Genomic DNA, 19,367 nt, shown 5'->3' on the forward strand with positions numbered 1-19,367 from the left:
GAAGTCGTGGTGTTGGTGGAAATGTTACTGCTGGTGTTAGATCTTTATTTGGTGGTGAAATTAAAGAATATGTGAAAATGATGGAAGAAACACGTAATGAAGCATTAAATAGATGTATTGAACACACTAAAGACTTAGGTGGAAATGCAATTATTTCATTAAGATTCGATTCTGACAGTATTTCTCAAGATATGCAAGAAGTATTAGCATATGGTACTGCAGTTGTAGTAGAAAAAGAATAAATTTAAAATAGAATCATGTTGAGGTGAAAAATTATGGTTTCAATTGATGAGTTTCCAATTTCTTCTGCTAATTACCTTCCGGGTTTTAAAGTTGTTGAATCTAAAGGTTTTGTTTATGGTTTAACTGTTAGAAGTCGTGGTGTTGGTGGAAATCTTACTGCGGGTGTTAGATCTTTATTTGGTGGTGAAATTAAAGAATATGTTAAAATGTTACAAGATTCACGTGAAGAAGCATTAAATTTATGCATAGAACATGCACAACAATTAGATGCAAATGCTATAATCTCATTAAGATATGATTCTAACAGCATTTTTCAATATATGCAAGAAGTATTAGCATATGGTACTGCAGTAATAATAGAAGAAGAATAATGAGTAGGTGTTAAATATTTTCAATGAAAAATTAAAATTCAAAGATAAAGAAATTTCAAAAACAATTCTTGGAACAGCTACATTCACAGGAGAAACATATTTCGGACATAGATCTCGTTTATATGAATTAGATTTAGAAACTCAACCTGAAAATATAGCTAAAATAATCCAAAAAGCTTATGATTTAGGTGTAAGATCTATAAACTTAGTTAATCATGAAAATTTATTAAAAGCTTATGATATGGCATGTGAAAATGGTGTTGAAATGGAGGTCATTGCAACAATCGGTAAATCTAATGTGAATTATTTAATGCCTGATTATGAAAAAGCAAAAGAAGTAGATTGGTTAAGTGATATTCATAAATTAAGTAAATACAATCCAAGTATAATGTTAATAGATGAATTTTTAGTTAACAGTTATGACTGGAAATACCTTGAAAATATGTTAAATCAGATAAATAAATTAAACATTTTCAGTGGACTAATAACTTTTTCACCATTTGAAACAACAAAAAAATTATTAGATTCTCCAATAAGAAATGATTTTGATTTTTATATGATACCAGTTAATAAATATGGTTACACTATGGATAGTGAATCTTTCTTAAAAGATGATCAAATCAAGTTAACAAAACTATTAAAAGAATTAGATAAAAAAATAATAATTCAAAAAGCATTAGCAGTAGGTATACTACAACCTAAAGAAGCATTTGAATTCATTAAAAAATTAGAATTTGCTGACATGATAACTGTTGGAATAGCTAGTATAAAAGAAGCAGAATCAACATTTAATACTTTAAATAATTTATAATATATTATTTTTTTTTAATTATCTCTTCTTTCTTTAACTATTTTTAAAAATTCAGCAGAATCTCCAACTTCTTTCATTTCCCAGGATTTAACTACAGGTATACCATCTAGTGATTCACCAATTTTTTTATTATTCACTATGAAAAAAGAGTCAGATAATGTAATTAAAGATAAATCTTTTAAAGTTATTGCCATTTTTTTAAGTGTTTTTGAGTTCCGATTATTCTCTAAATTAGTAATTAATGGGTTATTTGGATTAATTTTAGGATTATTTAATTTAGCTAAAGCATCAAAAGGACTTTTTTCTGTTGAAACTATTCCAAAACCTAATTTAGCTAAATCTTTAACACGATTATCATTAGTAGATAAGTCAGCTTTTAATTTTATTTCTTCATCATTTTTATATGGTTTGAATAGGTCAATATCTAATGTTATTTTTGTGTTTAAAATATCTTCTAAAGCCATTGCTGTTTCAGTATTCGCTCTAACTTTACCATTCTCATATTTATACATTGTTGCCCGTGAAACATGAGCTAAATCAGCTAAATCTTTTAGGGATAAAGAATATTCTTCACGATATTCTTTTAAAACATTTCCATTAATTTGAACATAATACCCTCCACGATCTGCTAAAATTTCAGGGTATTCATCATACATAATCATATTTTTAAGAGTTTGAACACCTATTGTAGGAATACCATGTCTTTCATAAACAACATCTTCTTCAAGAAGATGATTTTTACTTTTTAAACCAACAAGTATAGGTGAAGCTAAAAAAGAATTAGATAATCCTCTAATTTCTTCAACATGTGCTTCATTAACACTATCAACATTTATAAGGATTTTTAACATTAATAATAATGCTTTTTTACGAGCAATCATATCAAAACAACTATGTTCATAAATATGAGATGTTTCAAATCCTTCATTAATTAATAGTTGATGTATCCCTTGTATCAATTGAGCCCTATTATTCATAGATAATTACCTCAGTATAAAATCTTAAATAATTTTTTTATCCAGTTTAAACTAATTAATATATTTAAATAAGAAAATATTAATTATTATAATATATTATATATTTTGGAAACTATATAATAATTATTATAAATTATTTTTTCTTGTAGGTGATTTTTATAAAATTTCTTCATATAGGTATAGATGATACTGACTCTCCAAATGGAATGTGCACAACTTATTTAGGTGCTAAAATAATCGACGAATTAAAAGAAAACAAAATTGAAATAGAAGGTTTTCCAAGATTAATTAGATTAAATCCATTTGCCCGATTTAAAACTAGAGGAAATGGCGCAATACACTTCAAAATTCCATATGAAGGTACAGATATTAATTTTGTTAAAGAATTAATTTTAAAAACTGTTTCAGATTTAGCAATGTTTGATTGTGACAACACTAACCCAGGTGTTGTATTTTACAGTGGTGAAATAACTCCTGAAATGATTGATTACTCATATAAAGCTATTCATTCAGTTATTACCATAAAAGAAGCTGAAGATTTTGCCAAAAAAATTGGTGCAGATATTTATAAATTTAAAAAAGGAAGAGGAATAATTGGATCTCTTGCTGCAATAGGATGTCCATTGAAAGATTATACCTATGAATTATTAGCTTACAGGATACCTGAAAATTATGGTACTAAACGTGCAATTGATTATGATTCAGTGATTGAAATGGATAAAAAAACTTTTCCGGATACTTTTGAAAATTATGATAAAGCTGAAGATTATATTGCCATTGAACCAAAAACTCCATGTCCTGTAATGTATGGAATTCGTAGTAACTCTCCAGATACATTATTATTAGCGAAAAAGATTGTTAAATTAAATGAACCTGTTGAAAGGTATAGAATTTATTTAACTAATCAGCATACAGATATGCATGTTGAAAAAGCGAAAAAAATTGAGGACATGAAACAATATAGTTGTTATATTATTCAGGGTAAAGTTAAAAATAAACCTAAAATAATTGAAGGTGGCCATATGTTTTTCAATTTATATGATGAATCTGGAGAAATTGCATGTGGGGCATATGAGCCAACCAAAGATTTTCGTAAGGTTGTTAAAAAATTATTACCTGAAGACATAGTTAAACTTTATGGTGGAATAGGGGAGCACGGAACATTCAATATAGAGAAATTTCAAGTAATTAAATTAATAGATGTTGAATATAAAAACCCAAAATGTAAATGTGGAAAAAGAATGACTTCTGCAGGTAAAAATAAAGGTTTTAAATGTAAAAAATGTGGAAATAAGATTAGTTCAAATCAAAAAGTCCCTGAAACAATTTCACGTTCCCTTGTTGAAGGTAAATTCTATGAAACACCTATTTCTGCACGAAGACACTTAGCTAAACCAATTGTTAGAATGAATTTATAATTATTGAAAAAATTAAATACTATTAATTTATAAATTTGAAGTTAATAAAGAATAATTAATTATAATTTTAAAACTGTAAGATAATATTTTGAACTTCAATAATAAAATGTTTATAATTTTTTCTTACCTTGGAAGTGAGAGTTATATCTGCTAAAAAAGATCAACCACATGAACATGCATTTCGTGAAAAAACGGATAAACAAATTAAAAAGCCTTGGCGGGAATATAAACTTCATATAACCGTTTTAATTATATCTATTATTTCCATGTCTATTGGAGTTCAAAAGATTTACTTATCAAAAACAGTAAGTATTGTATTAATGCCTTTACTTTATGCAATGATAATTGGTTTAATACTATATTTAGCTAAACCTATAAAATTCGTTGGTAAAAAGCAATCTAAAATGGCTGAAGGTGCTATGTTAGTTTTTATAGGTCCTTTACTTGCTAAACTTGCTGTTGCTAGTGGTCAATCTTTATATGTTTTAGCTCAAGTAGGCCCTGCACTTATTTTACAAGAATTAGGTAATTTAGGAACAATTTTCTTTGCATTACCTATCGCATTACTATTAGGATTTAAACGTGAATCAATTGGTATGACAAGTTCAATTTGTCGTGAACCTAATTTAGGGATTATTATAGATAAATATGGATTTAAATCTCCTGAAGCAAAAGGAGTTTTAGCAGTTTTTGTTATAGGGACTATGATAGGTACAATTTATATTAGTTTTTTAGCAAGTGTTTGTGCATCTGTTTTACCATTACATCCTTATGCTTTTGCAATGGCAAGTGGTATTGGAAGTGCGAGTATGAATGCGGCAGCAATTTCTCCACTTGTTTATATGTATCCTAATATGGCCAATACATTATTAGCATTTGCAGGTTTCAGTAATTTATTATCTTTTTGTTTTGGAATATATGCAAGTATATTTTTAGGAATTCCTTTAACAGAATATTTATACAAACATTTAGAACCTATAATTGGAAGAAATGTGCCAGATGTTTTAAGTTCAATATCATTATCTTCTAAAGATACTTCAACTACTGAATCTTCTGAAGAAAAATCCCTGGGGGATGATTAAAAATGCCATTTGATCCAGATCCAAAAGTTATAACTTTTAAAAGAGTCCTATATTGGATTTTATTATTATTGATATTTTCAATCATCACTGTAATAGCAAATTATGTAGGTTATAAACATCCAATGGGTGAAGCACTTATAGGAATGTTTATTTTATCAGGTATTACATTAGTTGGGCTTTTAATGGAGAGACTCTTACCATATCAAATTTCAAACATTATTTATATAAGTATTATAGGATGTATACTTGCATTACCATTTGTACCAACATCTGGATTTGTAACTTACTATGTTTCTAAAGTAGATTTAATCTCAATTGTTACAGTATTCCTCGCATATGTAGGAATTGGAATTGGTAGAGATTGGAAAGACTTTAAACGTATTGGGTGGAGAGGAGTTATTGTAACAATATTCGTAATTTCAGGGACTTATATCTGTTCTGCAACCGTAGCTCAAATAGTATTAGTCTTAACTGGTGCAATTTAAAATATTTTTCTTATAAATTAATTTTTTACACTTTTTTTTATTTAAATAAATTAAATGAGAATTTAATAATGATTGTTGAAAAAATTTCAGATTTTATTTTAGAAACAAACTATGAAAACATATCTAAAAAGGATATTGAATTAATTAAGTTATGTTTTTTAGATTATTTAGCTGTAACAATTAAGGGTATTAATCAAACTCCTACTAAATATCTTATAAAAACTTTAAATGAATTAAATTATCCATTTTCTAATTCTAAACAATTTCAAGATTCTTGTAAAGTCATAGGATATGATAATTCTTATTTTAATACATTAAATGCAGGTTTTATTAATGGAGTTTCAGCCCATGTTTTAGAATTAGATGATGGTCATAGACTTGCACAATTACATCCTGGAGCAGTAGTATTTTCAACAGCTTTAGCAGTTTCACAATCAAATGATTCAAGTTCTAAAGAATTTTTGGAATCTGTTATAATTGGTTATGAAATATCAATAACTTTAGGAAAATTAGTAAATCCTAATCATAGGAATCAAGGATTTCATTCTACTGGAACAATTGGGGCTATAGCTGCTGGTGCAACTGCATCTAAATTATTGAAATTAAATAAAGTTCAAATCATTTCTGCTTTAGGACTTTCAGGAACGCAATCTTCAGGACTTTTAGAATCAGATCATCAAGGAAGTATGGGAAAAGTTTTACATGTAGGTAAAGCCGTTACAAATGGTATTTTAGCAGCTTACCTTGCAAAAAATGGTTTCACTGGTACAGAATCAATAATTGATGGGGATGAGGGATTTATTCATGCTATGTCAACTAACACTGTAATAAGTCATGATTTATTAAATGGTTATATAAATGAAAACTTAAAAAAATCCCATATTAATGAAGTTTATCATAAAAAATATCCATTCTGTAGACATATTCACTCTACAATAGATTCTATATTTAAATTAAAGAATCAATTAAATCACAATAAAATAAGCATAAATCAAATAGATAAAGTTATAGTTAATACATATAAAATAGCAGCAGAACATGATAATTATAATCCTCTTAATAAACAAGATTTAAAACAATCATTACCCTTTGCAGTAGCAATAGCCTTAATTTATGGCAATGTAAATATAGATTTAATTGGTTCTTTAATTAAAAAAGACTTATTAACTACAAATGAAAGTAACATTGAAGAAATTAATAATATAAAAAATTTATTAAATAAAATAATAATTATAAATGATGAAAATTTAACTAAATTGTTTCCAGAAAAGAGACCCGCAAATGTAAAAATTGTAGTAAATACAAAACATAATAATAAAATATTTGAAGATGAAACTTATTATCCATTAGGAGAAGCTGAAAATCCTTTAACTAAAATGGATATTTTAAAAAAATTTAAGATATTAAATCCTGATTATGATATGGAAAAACTTAAAATCATTGAAAATATGGAAGATTACAAACTTAATGAATTATTAAAAATTATTTAAAAGGTATATAGCTTATGAAAGAAACTAGAATATCACTTGAAAAATTAGGAATCCATGAAGCCACAACTGAATATGTGTCAAATAAAAGATTTAATGATAAAGGACAATACCGTTTAGAAGTTCCAGGAATTCAAACTCCAAATGCATTAAGTTCCCTCATTAATGCTTGTGAAGATGAAAATATAATAATCCACAGAGCCACACAGACTAAAGGGATCATGTTTTTAAGAGATTCTGAAATAAATGAAATGGTAGAATTAGCAAAAAGTGCTCGAATTGAACTATTTTTAAGTGTAGGTCCTAGAGCAACTTATGATACTAGTGCAACAGTCCAAACATCAGAAGGAAAACGTATAGGGTATCGTCTTAGAGGATTCGATAACCTTGTATACGCTATTGAAGATGTTAAAAGAGCAACAAATTTAGGTGTTAGAGGAATACTCTTATATGATGAAGGTTTACTTTATGCATTATCCCAAATGAGAGAAAATGGGGAAATACCTAAAGATATTCATTTCAAATTATCTGCACATGCAGGATGCAGTAATCCTGCATCAGCTAAACTATTTGAAAAAATAGGATTAAATTCATTAAATCCAGTTAGAGATTTACAAATACCAATGCTTGCAAGTATGCGAAAAACTATTAATATTCCTATAGATATCCATACAGAAAACCCTAAATCAACTGGAGGATTCATAAGACATTATGAAGTTCCAGACATGATTAAAGTAGCAAGTCCAATATATTTAAAAACTGGAGGATCAATAGCTAAAACTCATAACTGGGACACTACAAATACTGAGGCTAAATTAAGAATAAAACAAGTTGGATTAGTACAAGATGTTATAGACAGATATTATCCAGAAGCAAAAATGTCTCCAAAATCTTCTAAAGATTTAGCAATACCATTATAATAAAATTCATTTAAAAGGAAAAAAATATTTATGGATTTAACTAAAGAAGTATCAAAAGCAGTAATACAAGCAAGTACAACATATCCTAAAAATCGTTTAACTGCTTTTAAAAAAGCTATAAAAAACGAAACTAATGATAATGCAAAATGGGCTTTAAAAATCATGATGAAAAATGAGGAAATTGCTAAAAATAAAAAATTACCTATGTGTGATGACACAGGTATTCCCCATATTTTCATAGAGCAAGGAAAAAATTCTCCTATATCTATTGAAATTTTAAATGAAATCCAATTAGGTATTGCCGAAGGTTTAAAAAAATTACCCGGAAGACCAATGGCAGTTAAGGGTCAAGATATAGAAAGAATTGAACAATCCCAAGGATTATATGATTCACCTTCAATGGTTAAATCTGCACCAATATTATTAGATAAATCTCATAATGAAAACACAAAAATACATATCTTACTCCTAGGTGGAGGTCCTGAAATAAGAGCAAAAACTTATAGAGTTTTCCATAAACATTCCTATGAAGAAGTATTAAATTTTGCAATTGACTGGTTAAAATCATCTCTTCCAATGTTAGGTTGCACACCGTCTATTCCCTGTATCGGTATAGGCCGTACACATTTTGAAGCATCTTCCTTAATGATTAAATCAATGATTTATGGAAATTTATCTAATCAATCAAATTTAGAACAATTAATATCAAATGAGATAAATAAAACTAATATTGGTCCAATGGGTTTAGGTGGAGACACTACAGTTTTAGGTTCTTTTATTCAAATTGGAAATCAAAGAGCAAGTGGTGTTAGAATCGTTTCTATTAGACCTTCCTGTTTTGTTGAACCTAGAGTTGCTACAATTACATTGAAAAAATAAAATAATAATCAATTTAATTAAAATTTTTAAGGAAAAAAAATCATGGAACCTGAGAAACCAATCTTAAAAAAAGGATTCAAAATACCTGAACATAATTTAAGAACATCAATAACTAAAGTAGAACCTGATAAAATAATAACTAGGGGATATTCTCAAGATGATTTAATAGGTAATTTAAGTTTTTCTGATATGATATTTTTACTATTAAAAGGAGAATTACCTAATGAAAAACAATCTAAAATATTTTCACATGTATTAGTAAGTTTTTCAGATCATGGAGTTACTCCACCAAGTACACAAGCAACAAGAATAATTGCATCATCAGGATCACCAATTAATAATTCTGTTGCAGGGGGCCTGTTAAGTTTTGGAAAAAATCATGCAGGGGCGATAGAAAAATCAATGAAACTCTTTCAGGATAGTATTAAAAGTTTAAACCTTGAAAATCATAAATCTGAAGATGAAAACAAATTAATATCTAAATTAGCAATAAAAATAGTGAATAATTATTCTAAACAAAATTTCAAGATTCCAGGTTTTGGTCATAGATACCATCATAAAGATCCAAGAGCAGTTAAACTTTTATCATTAGCTATTAATGAAGGTGTCATAGGTCCACATACTAAGTTAGCATTAGTTATTGAAAGTTTATTATATAAAAAAAAAGGCATAAAAATGAATGTTGATGGTGCTAATGCAGGAATACTTTCTGATTTAGGTTTTGATAGTAGATTAGGTTTAGGAATATTCATGATAAGTAGAGTGCCAGGTTTAGTTGCTCATAGTTATGAAGAAATGACTGAAGAAGAAGAATTTCGCAGATTCTGTGATTTAGAAGATATAACTTATGAAGGTCAAGATTTTACTTCATTTGATTAAAAAAAATAGGTGATTTTTAATGGATTTTTTTGAAACAATAAATAAAAGATATAGTGTTCGAGGATTTAAAGATAAGAAAGTTGAAAAGGAAAAATTAGATCAAATTTTAGAAGCAGGTAGACGTGCCCCAACAGGGGTAAATTATCAGCCTATTAAGATTTTTGTCATAGATACTGAAAAAAATAAAGAATTATTAAAAGAAATATACCCTCAACCTTGGTTTGTTGAAGCTCCATTAGTTATATGTGTTGTTGCATCACATAAAGAAGCATGGACTAGACCATGGGATGGTAAAAACATAGCTGAGATAGATGCAAGTATAGTTATGGATCATATGATATTGGCAGCTACTGCATTAGGTTTAGGAACTTGTTATATTGCTGCATTTAAACCTTATGCTGCATTAAAGTTATTTGATTATGATGAAACTTTAGAACCAATTTTATTCACACCTTTAGGTTATCCCAATGCAGAACCTAGTGAACGAAATAATGTTAGAAAAAATTTAACAGATTTAGTTATTTATAAATAAAATAAACTTTTTTTTACACTAAAAAATTATAAATACTTTAAATTTTTCATTTTTTTAAAAATTTATTTCATAAAGCTTTTAAAACATGATAAATATATATTCATTCATCTAAATTTTTAATAAAAATTTTATCATTTTTTTTAAAAACTAATGATTTACAAAATTTTTCTTAACAATTAAATGGGGTTTTATAAAAATGGTTAAAAATAAAATTTTGATTGTGGAAGATGAAAAAATAACAGCAATGGATTTAAAGTTTAAATTAGAAGATTTAAATTATGAAATTTGTGGTATGGCTGTAAATGGTGTTGATGCTATAAACTTAGCAAATAAGGAAAAACCAGATTTAGTATTAATGGACATAACTCTTAAAGGGGAAATGAATGGTATTAATGCGGCTAAGTCAATTTTAAATGAAAACATACCTTTAATATTTTTAACTTCTCATACTGATGAAGATACTTTTAAAGAAGCTAACCAAGTACCTTCCTATGGTTTTTTAAACAAACCTTTTGACATGTTAAAACTTGAAAGAACTATTGAATTGGCTTTAAACAGATCAAAAATAGAATTGGATAAACTTCAAATGTCTAAAGGTGAAACTTCTATTTTAGCTACTCAAAATCCTAAATTACATGAACAAGCTGTAATAGAATTTGAAGCGGGGAAAAAATATAAAAATGAATTTTTAACAAGAAGAAAAGAAAATAATACTTTCACAGTTTTAATAATTGAAGATGAATCTATAACTGCTTTAGATTTAAAAGCTAAAATTGAAGATTTTGGATATATTGTACTTGGAATTGAAGACAATGGTGAAAAAGCTATTGAATTAGCTAAGGATAAAAAACCAGATTTAATTTTAATGGATATATCTTTAAAAGGTTCAATTTCAGGTATTGATGTATCTAAGCAAATTTCTCATTTGAATATTCCTATAGTTTATTTAACTGGTAGTTCTAATGATGAGAATATTAAAAATGCTTTAGAAACAGCACCTTATGGTTTTATTAGTAAACCAATTTTTGATTTAGAATTAGAACAAATTTTAGAGTTAACTTTAATTAAACATACAGATGATTTTGAAAAAATCTTTGGAACAGAAATTTCACAGACTCCTGATTCACAATCAACTAACAAGTCAAAAAAAGAACCTAAATTTAAATCTTTAATTCGAGGAATATTGAAAAAATAATTTCTCATTTTTTATATTTTTCATTAGATATACTATTTTAATAAAAAAATTTTTGTAGTTAATTAATATGATGCCTAAATTTATTTTTGCAAAAAATCAGAGTGAAATGTATAAAACTGCTGATTTATTAGAAGAAAAAAAATACAAAGTCAAATCTGAGGATAAAAATTATATTCTCCTTAGAAAAAATGCTTATGGAAATATTCTTATTCATATTGCAATTATTCTAATTGCACTATTCTATTTTAATTATATAATAATAATTACAATTATATACTTTTTATATAATTTTTATAAAAATTCAGTTGTGATTTTAATAACAACAGAATCTAAAGATGAAGATGGAAACCCATTAGATTTTATTAAATTAGAAGATTTAGAAGATTTTTATTCAGGTCCTGGAAATCAAGATAGAGATATGATTGAAGATTTTAAAAATGTTATTAAAAAAAGTAGAAAGAAATAAACTTTTTTTTATTTTTTCAAATATCTATATATACTAAAAAATTTTAATAGTATAGTAATAATTTGATGATTAAAAATTTTTAAATAGAAAGTTTTTTTCAAAAAATTATTTTTAAAAAATAATAATTTTAATTTATGATATTCTTTTTTGGAGAATTATGATATGAATTTAAGTAAAAACGAATTATTTGGAATAATCTTTTTCTTTGTTTTAGTTTCTTGGGCGATAGTACCATTTTTTATGTCAAGTTCATTCACATCATCTGATATTGGTTTTTCTGTGATTTTAATTGTCATAGGTTTAACTTATATGTTATCTGCTTTTGTTCCTCAATGGAATAAATCTGCAATAATGTCAGATGGGGTTGTTTTTGTTTTAACTTCACTTGTTCTATTTTCAGGATCTGATCGATTAATTTTCTTCATTTTTGGAGCAATTTTAATATTTTTAGCATTTTTAGCTTATGGTAAAAGATTACCTCCGAAATTGTTGAAATATTTTTATAGGGAACGATCTAAAAAATAATGTCTTTAAAAAAATTTAATTTAATATTTTTTTTTAAGACAAAAAACTTGTTTTTATGAATTTTAAAAAAATTAAATTAATTATTTTTTATTATAATATCTTTATATTATTGGTTTGCAATTTTTTATTAAAAAATAGGATTATTTTAAATAATTTTTGGTTTTTGAAACTAATTTTAGAATCAAATAGTAAAAGATATATATTAATCTAAATAGAAATTATTAATACCATGGTGATTTATTATGGCAGGGATATCAGAATCTATTACACAAATTAAAAAAGCTGAAACTGATGCTGATACCTTAGTTGAAGATTCTAAATTAGAAGCTTCCAATATTATCGAAGAATCAAAAGCGAAAGCTAGTGAATTTATCGATGCTGCTAAGGCATCCGCTAACGATGAAGCTAAAAATACTGTTTTTGATGCAGAAGAAAATGCAAAAAAAGAGGCAAAATCTATTACTGCACAATCCGAAAAGGATGCTCAAGCTCTTAAATCAAGTGCTATGGGTAATGTGGATGAAGCTGCTTCTTTTGTTGTCAAAAATATATTATAACGTGAGAATAATGTTCAAAACTGTGAGAATGCAAAAGCTTAAAATAATGGCATTGGATGAATATGTTCCAAATGTAGTGAAAAACCTACATGAGGAAGGTATTGTTCAAGTCGAAGATGTTTCTGAAAGCATTCAACAGAATCCAAAGACAGCTGAATTATTAGACCCTTCAAAAGTTACACCTTATACTGGTAAAATTTCTTCACTTCTTATGAAGACTACTAGTATTTCTGAATTATTAGGTGATGCTTTAAGTGTTAATTCTGGAATTAAGGATAAACTTAAAGGTTTTATATCTCCAGAAATTCCAGTTTTACAAGATGTTGAAGATATGGATACTGAAAGTTTTATTAAGTATACAGAATCTATTTTAACTGAAGTGGGACCTTTAACTGATGAAGTTCAAGATAAGTTGGCTAAACTGGATAGTGAAAAAAGTTCGCTTGAATCTAATATTAATGTTGCTAATAAACTTAAATCTGTTGATTTAGACTTAAGTTTATTAGAAGATTCAAAACATACTTCTTCTCTAGTAGGTCGGATGAATGTTGAATCTGTTGAGGAATATAAGAAAGAACTAAGCGAAATTACAGACCAACTCTTAATTGAAGAAGCTCATGATGAGGATGAAGATTATAAAATTCTCATAACTGTAGTTCCTACAAATCTTAGAGATGACGTTTTTATTTTACTTAGAAAATTTGACTTTGAACGATTGGATACAACTGGTTTAGAGGGAAAACCTGATCAGGTTATTGCTAAATCAAATTCTAGAATCCAAGAAATTGAAGTTGAAAAATCCCAAGTTAATTCTAGCTTAAAAGATATAGCTGATAAATGGGATGACAAAATACTTGTTTTAAAAGAACAATTAGAGATTGAAAAAGAAAGAAATGAGATTTATGCATCCTTTGGTAAAACTAAAACTACCAAAGTATTAGAAGCATATGTACCTAAACCTAAAGTAGATAAAGCTATCGAAGTATTAGATAAAACTACTGAAGGTAATTATGTTTATGAATTAGAAGATATACAAGATAAGGATGAAGATGTTCCTATTCTTCAAAAAAATAATTCTTATGCAAAACCTTATGAAACTCTTGTACAAATGTATGGACCTGTAAAATATAATGCTATTGATCCTACTATTTTTGTTGCAATAACATTTCCATTTTTCTTCGGTTTCTGTTTAACCGATGGTGGATATGGAATAATCGTAACTTTATTAGGATATATATTATATAAAGGTATGGGAAAGATGAATGAAACTTTTTCCGACTTTGGAAAAATTGTTATGGCTTGTGGTATATGGGCTGTAATACTGGGATTAATTACTAATGGATTTATTGGGGACTTTTTCACAAGATTCCTTGGAATAACTATTCCTACAGTAATTCCTATGTTTGATGCTTTTAAACATCCAGCAAATATTTTAATTGTTGCTATTGCTGTTGGTATTCTTTATACTAATATTGGTTTCATTATTGGAGCAATAAACAACCTTAGAAATGGGGATAAAAAAGAAGCATTAGGTTCTCAAATAGTATGGTTTATCTTAGAAATAGGTATAATCTTACTAGCTGCAGGATATATGGTTCCAGCAATTGGTCAAATCGGAATTATAGCTGGTTTAGCATTAGTTGTATTAACCCTAATTTTACTAGTATATGCATCTGGAATATATGGTGTGATGGATGTATTTGGATTTTTAGGAGATGTTTTATCATATGCTCGTCTTTTAGCTCTTTGTTTAGCTACTGGTGGTATTGCTATGACTGTAAATATCTTAGCACAACTTGTAGGTACATCTATTCCATATGTAGGAATATTAATAGCTATATTTTTATTTATCTTTGGACATATTGCAAATTTTGCATTCCAAGTATTAGGTGCTGGAGTAAATGCATTACGTTTAAACTATGTTGAATTTTTCGGACAATTCTTTGTTAATGGAAAAAACATGTTTGAACCTTTTAAAGCAAAAAGAAAATTTACTAAAGTCAAAAGATAATTTTGCTTACAAAAATTAAATTAAAAATTTTTATAAATAATTTTATACAATTACAAAATTCAAATTTCAAATAAATATTATAAACTAATTAAAAGGAGAATAAATTATGGTGGAAATTGTATTAGGTACTGCACTTGCAGCTGTTGGAGCTGGAGTAGCAGTTGGTTTCGCAGGTTTAGGATCAGGTTTAGGTCAAGGTTTCGCAGCATCTGGTGCTGTTGGAGCTGTAGCAGAAGATAATAGTATGTTCGCACGTGGTATTATCTTTTCAGCTTTATGTGAAACCCAAGCTATCTACGGATTCTTAATTGCAATCTTATTAATGGTATTTTCAGGATTACTCGGTGGTGGAGCTGGATTAAGTACTGCTGCAGGTATTGTAGCAATTGGTTCAGGTGCAGCAATTGGATTTGCAGGACTCGGTTCTGGTATGGGTCAAGGTCTTGCAGCAGGTTCCGCTGTTGGTGCTGTAGTTGAAGATAATAGTATGTTCGCACGTGGTATTATTTTCTCAGCATTAGAAGAAACCCAAGCTATTTACGGATTCCTTATAGCTATCTTACTTATGGTATTCGGTGGAATATTAGCCTAGGAGGTCAAATATAATGAGCTCTGGGGCAGAAAACATAGTTTCTAACATCATGTCTGAAGCTCAGAATAAAGCTGATGGAATTATTCAAGAAGCACAAACTCAAGCAGACACTATCATCAAATCTGGTGAAAAGAAAGCTGAGGCTGCTAAAAATCAAATATTAGTAAGTGGTAAAAAACAAGCTGATATGAGACATCAACAAATTATATCTGAAGCTAAAATGAATGCAAGAAGATTTGAATTAGAAGCTAAAGAAGAAGTAATCAATGCAGCTTTTGATAAAGCTACAAATGATTTAAAAAACATTGCATCTACAGATAAAGAAGAATATACCAACGCTTTAGTTGAAATGATTAAAGAATCAGCTACTGAAATTGGTGGTGGAGAATTAATCATTCAACTAAAAGAAGAAGATATTCCTAAAATTAAAAGCAATCTAGATGTAATTGCCGCTGAAGTAAAAGCAGTTGTTACAAAAAATAAAAAAGATCAATTAAACCTTAAAAGTATGGCAAAAACTGTTTCTGCAAATACAGGAACAGAAACCAAATTTGTAATTGGTGAACCTATAAACACAATCGGTGGAGTTATAGTTAAAACCAAAAACGGTGAAATTGAAGTAAATAATACTATAGAATCTAGAATGCTAAGAAACAAAAAAGAATTACGTTCTGAAGTTGCTAAAATATTATTTAAATAGGAGGATGAATTATGGCTGGTGAAATAACTTCAATTGTATCACAATTAGGTCTTACTCCTGAAGTATTCCTAATATTAGTTATCTTTACATTTGTGGTAATAGCTGCAATCGTAGTTGTTGTTGTAACCGTACCGATCTTAAAAATCTACCCATATCTTAATCCTATTTCTAGAGTAAGAGCACGTAAAGGAAGATTATTAACAGAAAAACAAATTTCTGAACTCGTTGAAACTTCAGACATTTCTGAAGTAGAAAACTATTTAAGTGGAATTCCAGATTACAGTGATATTGCTGAAGGAGAATCAGTTGAAAAAACTTTAGATACCAAAATGGGTGAAACTTATGATGTTGTTGCTAGATTAGTACCAAAAGATATTGCACCTGCATTTAAAGTATTTTCAAAGAAATCTGATATTAGTAATATTAAAAGTTTACTTGCTGCAAAAGCAGTTGGTCTTAATCAAGATGAAACCTCTGATTTATTAATACCTACTGGAAAATTATACGAAGATATTGAAAGATTAACTGATGTTAATTCTGTTAATGATGTTGTTGCAGGTTTAGATAATACTGAATACGCAAATGTTTTATCTGAAGCTTTACCTATCTATGAAGAAAAGAAAGTTTTACTTCCTTTAGATTCAGCTTTAGATAAGTATTACTTACAATCCTTATTAAAAGCAAGAGTAGTACCTTCAGAAGCAAATACTGAAATATTATATTCTTATCTTGGAAATCAAGTAGATGTAGCTAACATTAACTTAATAATACGTGCTAAAGCAGATAAATTAGATTATGATGAATTAGAACCATACATTTTTAATAATGGTTATCAATTAAGAGAATGGAAACTTAAAGACTTAATGGAATCTGAAGATATACTTGGAGTAATCTCAAGTCTAGATGGGACAAAATATGCTGAAGTTTTAAATGCTGTAGTTCCACAATATAATGAAACAGGTTCAATTGATGTCTTTGAAAAAGCTTTAAATAAATTTTTATCTGAAGCTGCTCACACATACTCTATGAAAAAACCATTAGGTATTGGTCCTATAATAGGTTTCTTAACTTTAAAAGAACAAGAAATACATAATCTTAAAGTAATTGCTAGAGCTAAAAGAGAAAAAGAATTCCCTACATCTCAATTACGGGAGATGTTAGTATGAGTGAAATAGCTATTATAGGTGATTTAGATACTGTCACTGGTTTTAAACTTGGTGGAGTAAAAAAAGGTAAAGTTGTTAAAACAGATGAAGAAGCAATAACCGCTTTTGATTCATGTATAAATGAGCAAGTTTCAATTATTTTAATAACAGAAAAGATTGCAAGCAACATTAGAAAACATATTAATAGAACTATAGGTAATGAAGTTTTACCTATGATTATTGAGATACCTGATAAATCTGGTTCAGAAGCAACTGAAAACGAACAAATGACAGACCTTATTAAAAGAGTTATCGGGGTAGAGATGGTTAAATGATTATTGAAGGAAATATTATTAAAGTTGCAGGGCCTGTTATTCTAGCTGATGGAATGAGAGGAACTCAAATGCACGAAATGGTTAAAGTGGGTGACGATAAACTCATTGGTGAAATCATTGAATTAGAAGGTGACACCGCAACCATTCAAGTATATGAAGAAACAGCAGGTATTAAGCCTGGTGAAAAAATAGAAAGTACAGGAGGTCCATTATCTGTAGAACTCGCACCTGGTATAATGGGTTCAATTTATGATGGAATTCAAAGACCTTTAGATGAAATCAAAAAATTAACTGGAGATTACATTGCAAGAGGTATTGATGTTCCTTCCGTAGATAAAGAAAAGAAATGGGATTTTAAACCTTTAGTAAAAGTAGGAGATAATGTAATAACCGGAGATCCATTAGGTGAAGTTCAAGAAACTAGTGCTGTTCTCCATAAAATATTATTACCTCCAACTATTGAATCTGGGGTAGTTAAATCTATTCAATCAGGCGAACATACTGTAGAAGAAATTATTGCAGAAATCGAAAAAGATGATGGTACTATTGCAGAAGTTGCAATGTTACAAAAATGGCCTGTAAGAAAAGGACGTCCTTATAAAGAAAAATTAGATCCAGATATACCATTAGTAACTGGTCAAAGATCACAAGATACTTTCTTCCCAGTTGCAAAAGGCGGTACAGCTGCAATCCCAGGTCCTTTCGGATCAGGTAAAACTGTAACACAACAACAATTAGCTAAATGGGCTAATGCAGATATAGTTGTATATATTGGATGTGGTGAACGTGGTAACGAAATGACAGAAGTACTTACTGAATTCCCATTCCTTGACGATCCAAAAACAGGTAATCCTCTAATGGATAGAACTATCCTTATTGCTAATACTTCTAATATGCCAGTAGCTGCTCGTGAAGCATGTGTATACACAGGTATTACAATTGCTGAATACTTCAGAGATCAAGGTTACGATGTAGCACTTATGGCAGATTCAACTTCCAGATGGGCTGAAGCTATGAGAGAAATCTCAGGAAGACTAGAAGAAATGCCAGGGGAAGAAGGTTACCCAGCATACTTAGCATCAAGATTAGCACAATTCTATGAAAGAGCAGGAAGAATCCATACTTTAGGAACTACTGAATTAGAATCTTCTATTAGTGTAGTCGGAGCAGTATCCCCTCCAGGAGGAGATTTATCCGAACCTGTTACTCAAAACACATTACGTATATGTAAAGTATTTTGGGCATTAGATGCATCATTAGCAGATAAACGTCACTTCCCTTCAATTAATTGGTTAACTAGTTACTCATTATATGTTGACGATATTGAAGGCTGGTGGTCTAATGAAGTAGGAAATGACTGGAGACCAAATCGGGATAAAGCAATGGCTTTATTACAAAGAGAATCCGAACTTGAAGAAATTGTTCAATTAGTTGGTCCAGATGCTCTACCTGATTTAGATAGAGTAACCTTAGAAACTACTCGTATGTTAAGAGAAGATTTCTTAGGACAAAACGCTTTTGATGATGTCGATACATACTGTCCTCCTCAAAAACAACACGATATGCTTAAAATAATATTATTATTCCAAGATGAAGCATCCGCAGCTGTTAAAAAAGGAGCAGATATAAAAGATATTGTTGCATTAACTGTAAAAGACCAAATTGCAAGAATGAAATATGTTCCTTCTGAAGAATTTGCAGCTAAAGCTAAAGAAATTGAAGCTGAAGTAGTTAAAGAATGTAGTGAGGTGTAAACA

Annotated in this window: 22 protein-coding genes; 21 read left to right on the forward strand and 1 reads right to left on the reverse strand. The window is 28.5% G+C overall.

Going from position 1 to position 19,367, the window contains the following annotated elements:
• The 3 genes from BP997_RS06325 to BP997_RS06335 form a co-directional block, all read left to right on the forward strand.
• A partial coding sequence (locus BP997_RS06325; RefSeq protein ID WP_413829038.1) for a heavy metal-binding domain-containing protein occupies positions 1-242 on the forward strand: 242 nt, incomplete at its 5' end.
• A 33-nt stretch (positions 243-275) separates the two neighbouring features.
• Positions 276-614, forward strand: coding sequence for a heavy metal-binding domain-containing protein (locus tag BP997_RS06330; RefSeq protein ID WP_409198610.1), 339 nt, complete (start codon positions 276-278; stop codon positions 612-614).
• Between the two features lie 7 nt (positions 615-621).
• Entirely contained in the window at positions 622-1,425 is an 804-nt protein-coding gene (locus BP997_RS06335; protein WP_413825222.1) for a hypothetical protein, read from the forward strand.
• 14 nt (positions 1,426-1,439) lie between these two features.
• Here the strand turns inward: BP997_RS06335 and BP997_RS06340 are convergent, their stop codons facing one another.
• Positions 1,440-2,402, reverse strand: coding sequence for a transcriptional regulator (locus BP997_RS06340; protein ID WP_409198612.1), 963 nt, complete (start codon positions 2,400-2,402; stop codon positions 1,440-1,442).
• Positions 2,403-2,551: 149 nt separating this feature from the next.
• Between BP997_RS06340 and BP997_RS06345 the strand changes: the two genes are divergently transcribed.
• From BP997_RS06345 to BP997_RS06430, 18 genes are all read left to right on the forward strand, one after another.
• On the forward strand, positions 2,552-3,820 hold the full coding sequence (locus BP997_RS06345; RefSeq protein WP_413825219.1) for a TiaS agmantine-binding domain-containing protein: 1,269 nt from the start codon (positions 2,552-2,554) through the stop codon (positions 3,818-3,820).
• 128 nt (positions 3,821-3,948) lie between these two features.
• The gene (locus BP997_RS06350) at positions 3,949-4,902 is read left to right on the forward strand and encodes a DUF3100 domain-containing protein (protein WP_413825217.1); all 954 of its coding nucleotides are present in this window, start codon (positions 3,949-3,951) and stop codon (positions 4,900-4,902) included.
• Between the two features lie 2 nt (positions 4,903-4,904).
• Positions 4,905-5,387, forward strand: coding sequence for a hypothetical protein (locus tag BP997_RS06355; RefSeq protein WP_413825214.1), 483 nt, complete (start codon positions 4,905-4,907; stop codon positions 5,385-5,387).
• Positions 5,388-5,455: 68 nt separating this feature from the next.
• Complete coding sequence (locus tag BP997_RS06360) at positions 5,456-6,877, forward strand: MmgE/PrpD family protein (RefSeq protein ID WP_413825211.1); 1,422 nt, start codon at positions 5,456-5,458, stop codon at positions 6,875-6,877.
• 14 nt (positions 6,878-6,891) lie between these two features.
• On the forward strand, positions 6,892-7,794 hold the full coding sequence (locus tag BP997_RS06365; RefSeq protein WP_413825208.1) for a peptidase: 903 nt from the start codon (positions 6,892-6,894) through the stop codon (positions 7,792-7,794).
• Positions 7,795-7,824: 30 nt separating this feature from the next.
• On the forward strand, positions 7,825-8,673 hold the full coding sequence (locus BP997_RS06370) for a fumarate hydratase (RefSeq protein ID WP_413825205.1): 849 nt from the start codon (positions 7,825-7,827) through the stop codon (positions 8,671-8,673).
• A 42-nt stretch (positions 8,674-8,715) separates the two neighbouring features.
• Entirely contained in the window at positions 8,716-9,552 is an 837-nt protein-coding gene (locus BP997_RS06375; protein ID WP_413825202.1) for a citryl-CoA lyase, read from the forward strand.
• Between the two features lie 19 nt (positions 9,553-9,571).
• Positions 9,572-10,084: a nitroreductase family protein gene (locus BP997_RS06380; RefSeq protein ID WP_413825200.1), complete on the forward strand. Its 513-nt coding sequence runs from the start codon at positions 9,572-9,574 to the stop codon at positions 10,082-10,084.
• Between the two features lie 196 nt (positions 10,085-10,280).
• On the forward strand, positions 10,281-11,279 hold the full coding sequence (locus tag BP997_RS06385) for a response regulator (RefSeq protein WP_413825197.1): 999 nt from the start codon (positions 10,281-10,283) through the stop codon (positions 11,277-11,279).
• 67 nt (positions 11,280-11,346) lie between these two features.
• Positions 11,347-11,745, forward strand: coding sequence for a hypothetical protein (locus tag BP997_RS06390; RefSeq protein WP_413825194.1), 399 nt, complete (start codon positions 11,347-11,349; stop codon positions 11,743-11,745).
• Between the two features lie 162 nt (positions 11,746-11,907).
• Entirely contained in the window at positions 11,908-12,270 is a 363-nt protein-coding gene (locus tag BP997_RS06395; RefSeq protein ID WP_409198622.1) for a hypothetical protein, read from the forward strand.
• A gap of 242 nt (positions 12,271-12,512) precedes the next feature.
• Positions 12,513-12,827, forward strand: a complete 315-nt coding sequence (gene ahaH, locus BP997_RS06400; protein WP_413829040.1) for an ATP synthase archaeal subunit H — start codon at positions 12,513-12,515, stop codon at positions 12,825-12,827.
• A gap of 10 nt (positions 12,828-12,837) precedes the next feature.
• Positions 12,838-14,838 carry a V-type ATP synthase subunit I gene (locus BP997_RS06405; RefSeq protein WP_413825188.1) on the forward strand — a complete coding sequence of 667 codons (2,001 nt, stop codon included), beginning with the start codon at positions 12,838-12,840 and terminating at the stop codon, positions 14,836-14,838.
• Positions 14,839-14,944: 106 nt separating this feature from the next.
• Positions 14,945-15,430: a V-type ATP synthase subunit K gene (locus BP997_RS06410; protein WP_413825186.1), complete on the forward strand. Its 486-nt coding sequence runs from the start codon at positions 14,945-14,947 to the stop codon at positions 15,428-15,430.
• A gap of 13 nt (positions 15,431-15,443) precedes the next feature.
• A complete protein-coding gene (locus BP997_RS06415; protein ID WP_413825183.1) occupies positions 15,444-16,130 on the forward strand; it encodes a V-type proton ATPase subunit E in 687 nt (228 codons plus the stop codon).
• An 11-nt stretch (positions 16,131-16,141) separates the two neighbouring features.
• Positions 16,142-17,296: an ATP synthase A1 subunit C gene (gene ahaC, locus BP997_RS06420; protein ID WP_413825180.1), complete on the forward strand. Its 1,155-nt coding sequence runs from the start codon at positions 16,142-16,144 to the stop codon at positions 17,294-17,296.
• A complete protein-coding gene (locus tag BP997_RS06425) occupies positions 17,293-17,610 on the forward strand; it encodes a V-type ATP synthase subunit F (RefSeq protein WP_409198628.1) in 318 nt (105 codons plus the stop codon). The genes ahaC and BP997_RS06425 overlap by 4 nt, the downstream gene beginning before the upstream one ends.
• Positions 17,607-19,364, forward strand: a complete 1,758-nt coding sequence (locus BP997_RS06430; RefSeq protein WP_413829042.1) for an ATP synthase subunit A — start codon at positions 17,607-17,609, stop codon at positions 19,362-19,364. The genes BP997_RS06425 and BP997_RS06430 overlap by 4 nt, the downstream gene beginning before the upstream one ends.
• Positions 19,365-19,367: the final 3 nt, after the last annotated feature.

Source organism: Methanobrevibacter sp. UBA412 (assembly GCA_002495685.1).
In the GTDB taxonomy this organism is placed as follows: Archaea; Methanobacteriota; Methanobacteria; order Methanobacteriales; family Methanobacteriaceae; genus Methanobrevibacter_A; species Methanobrevibacter_A acididurans.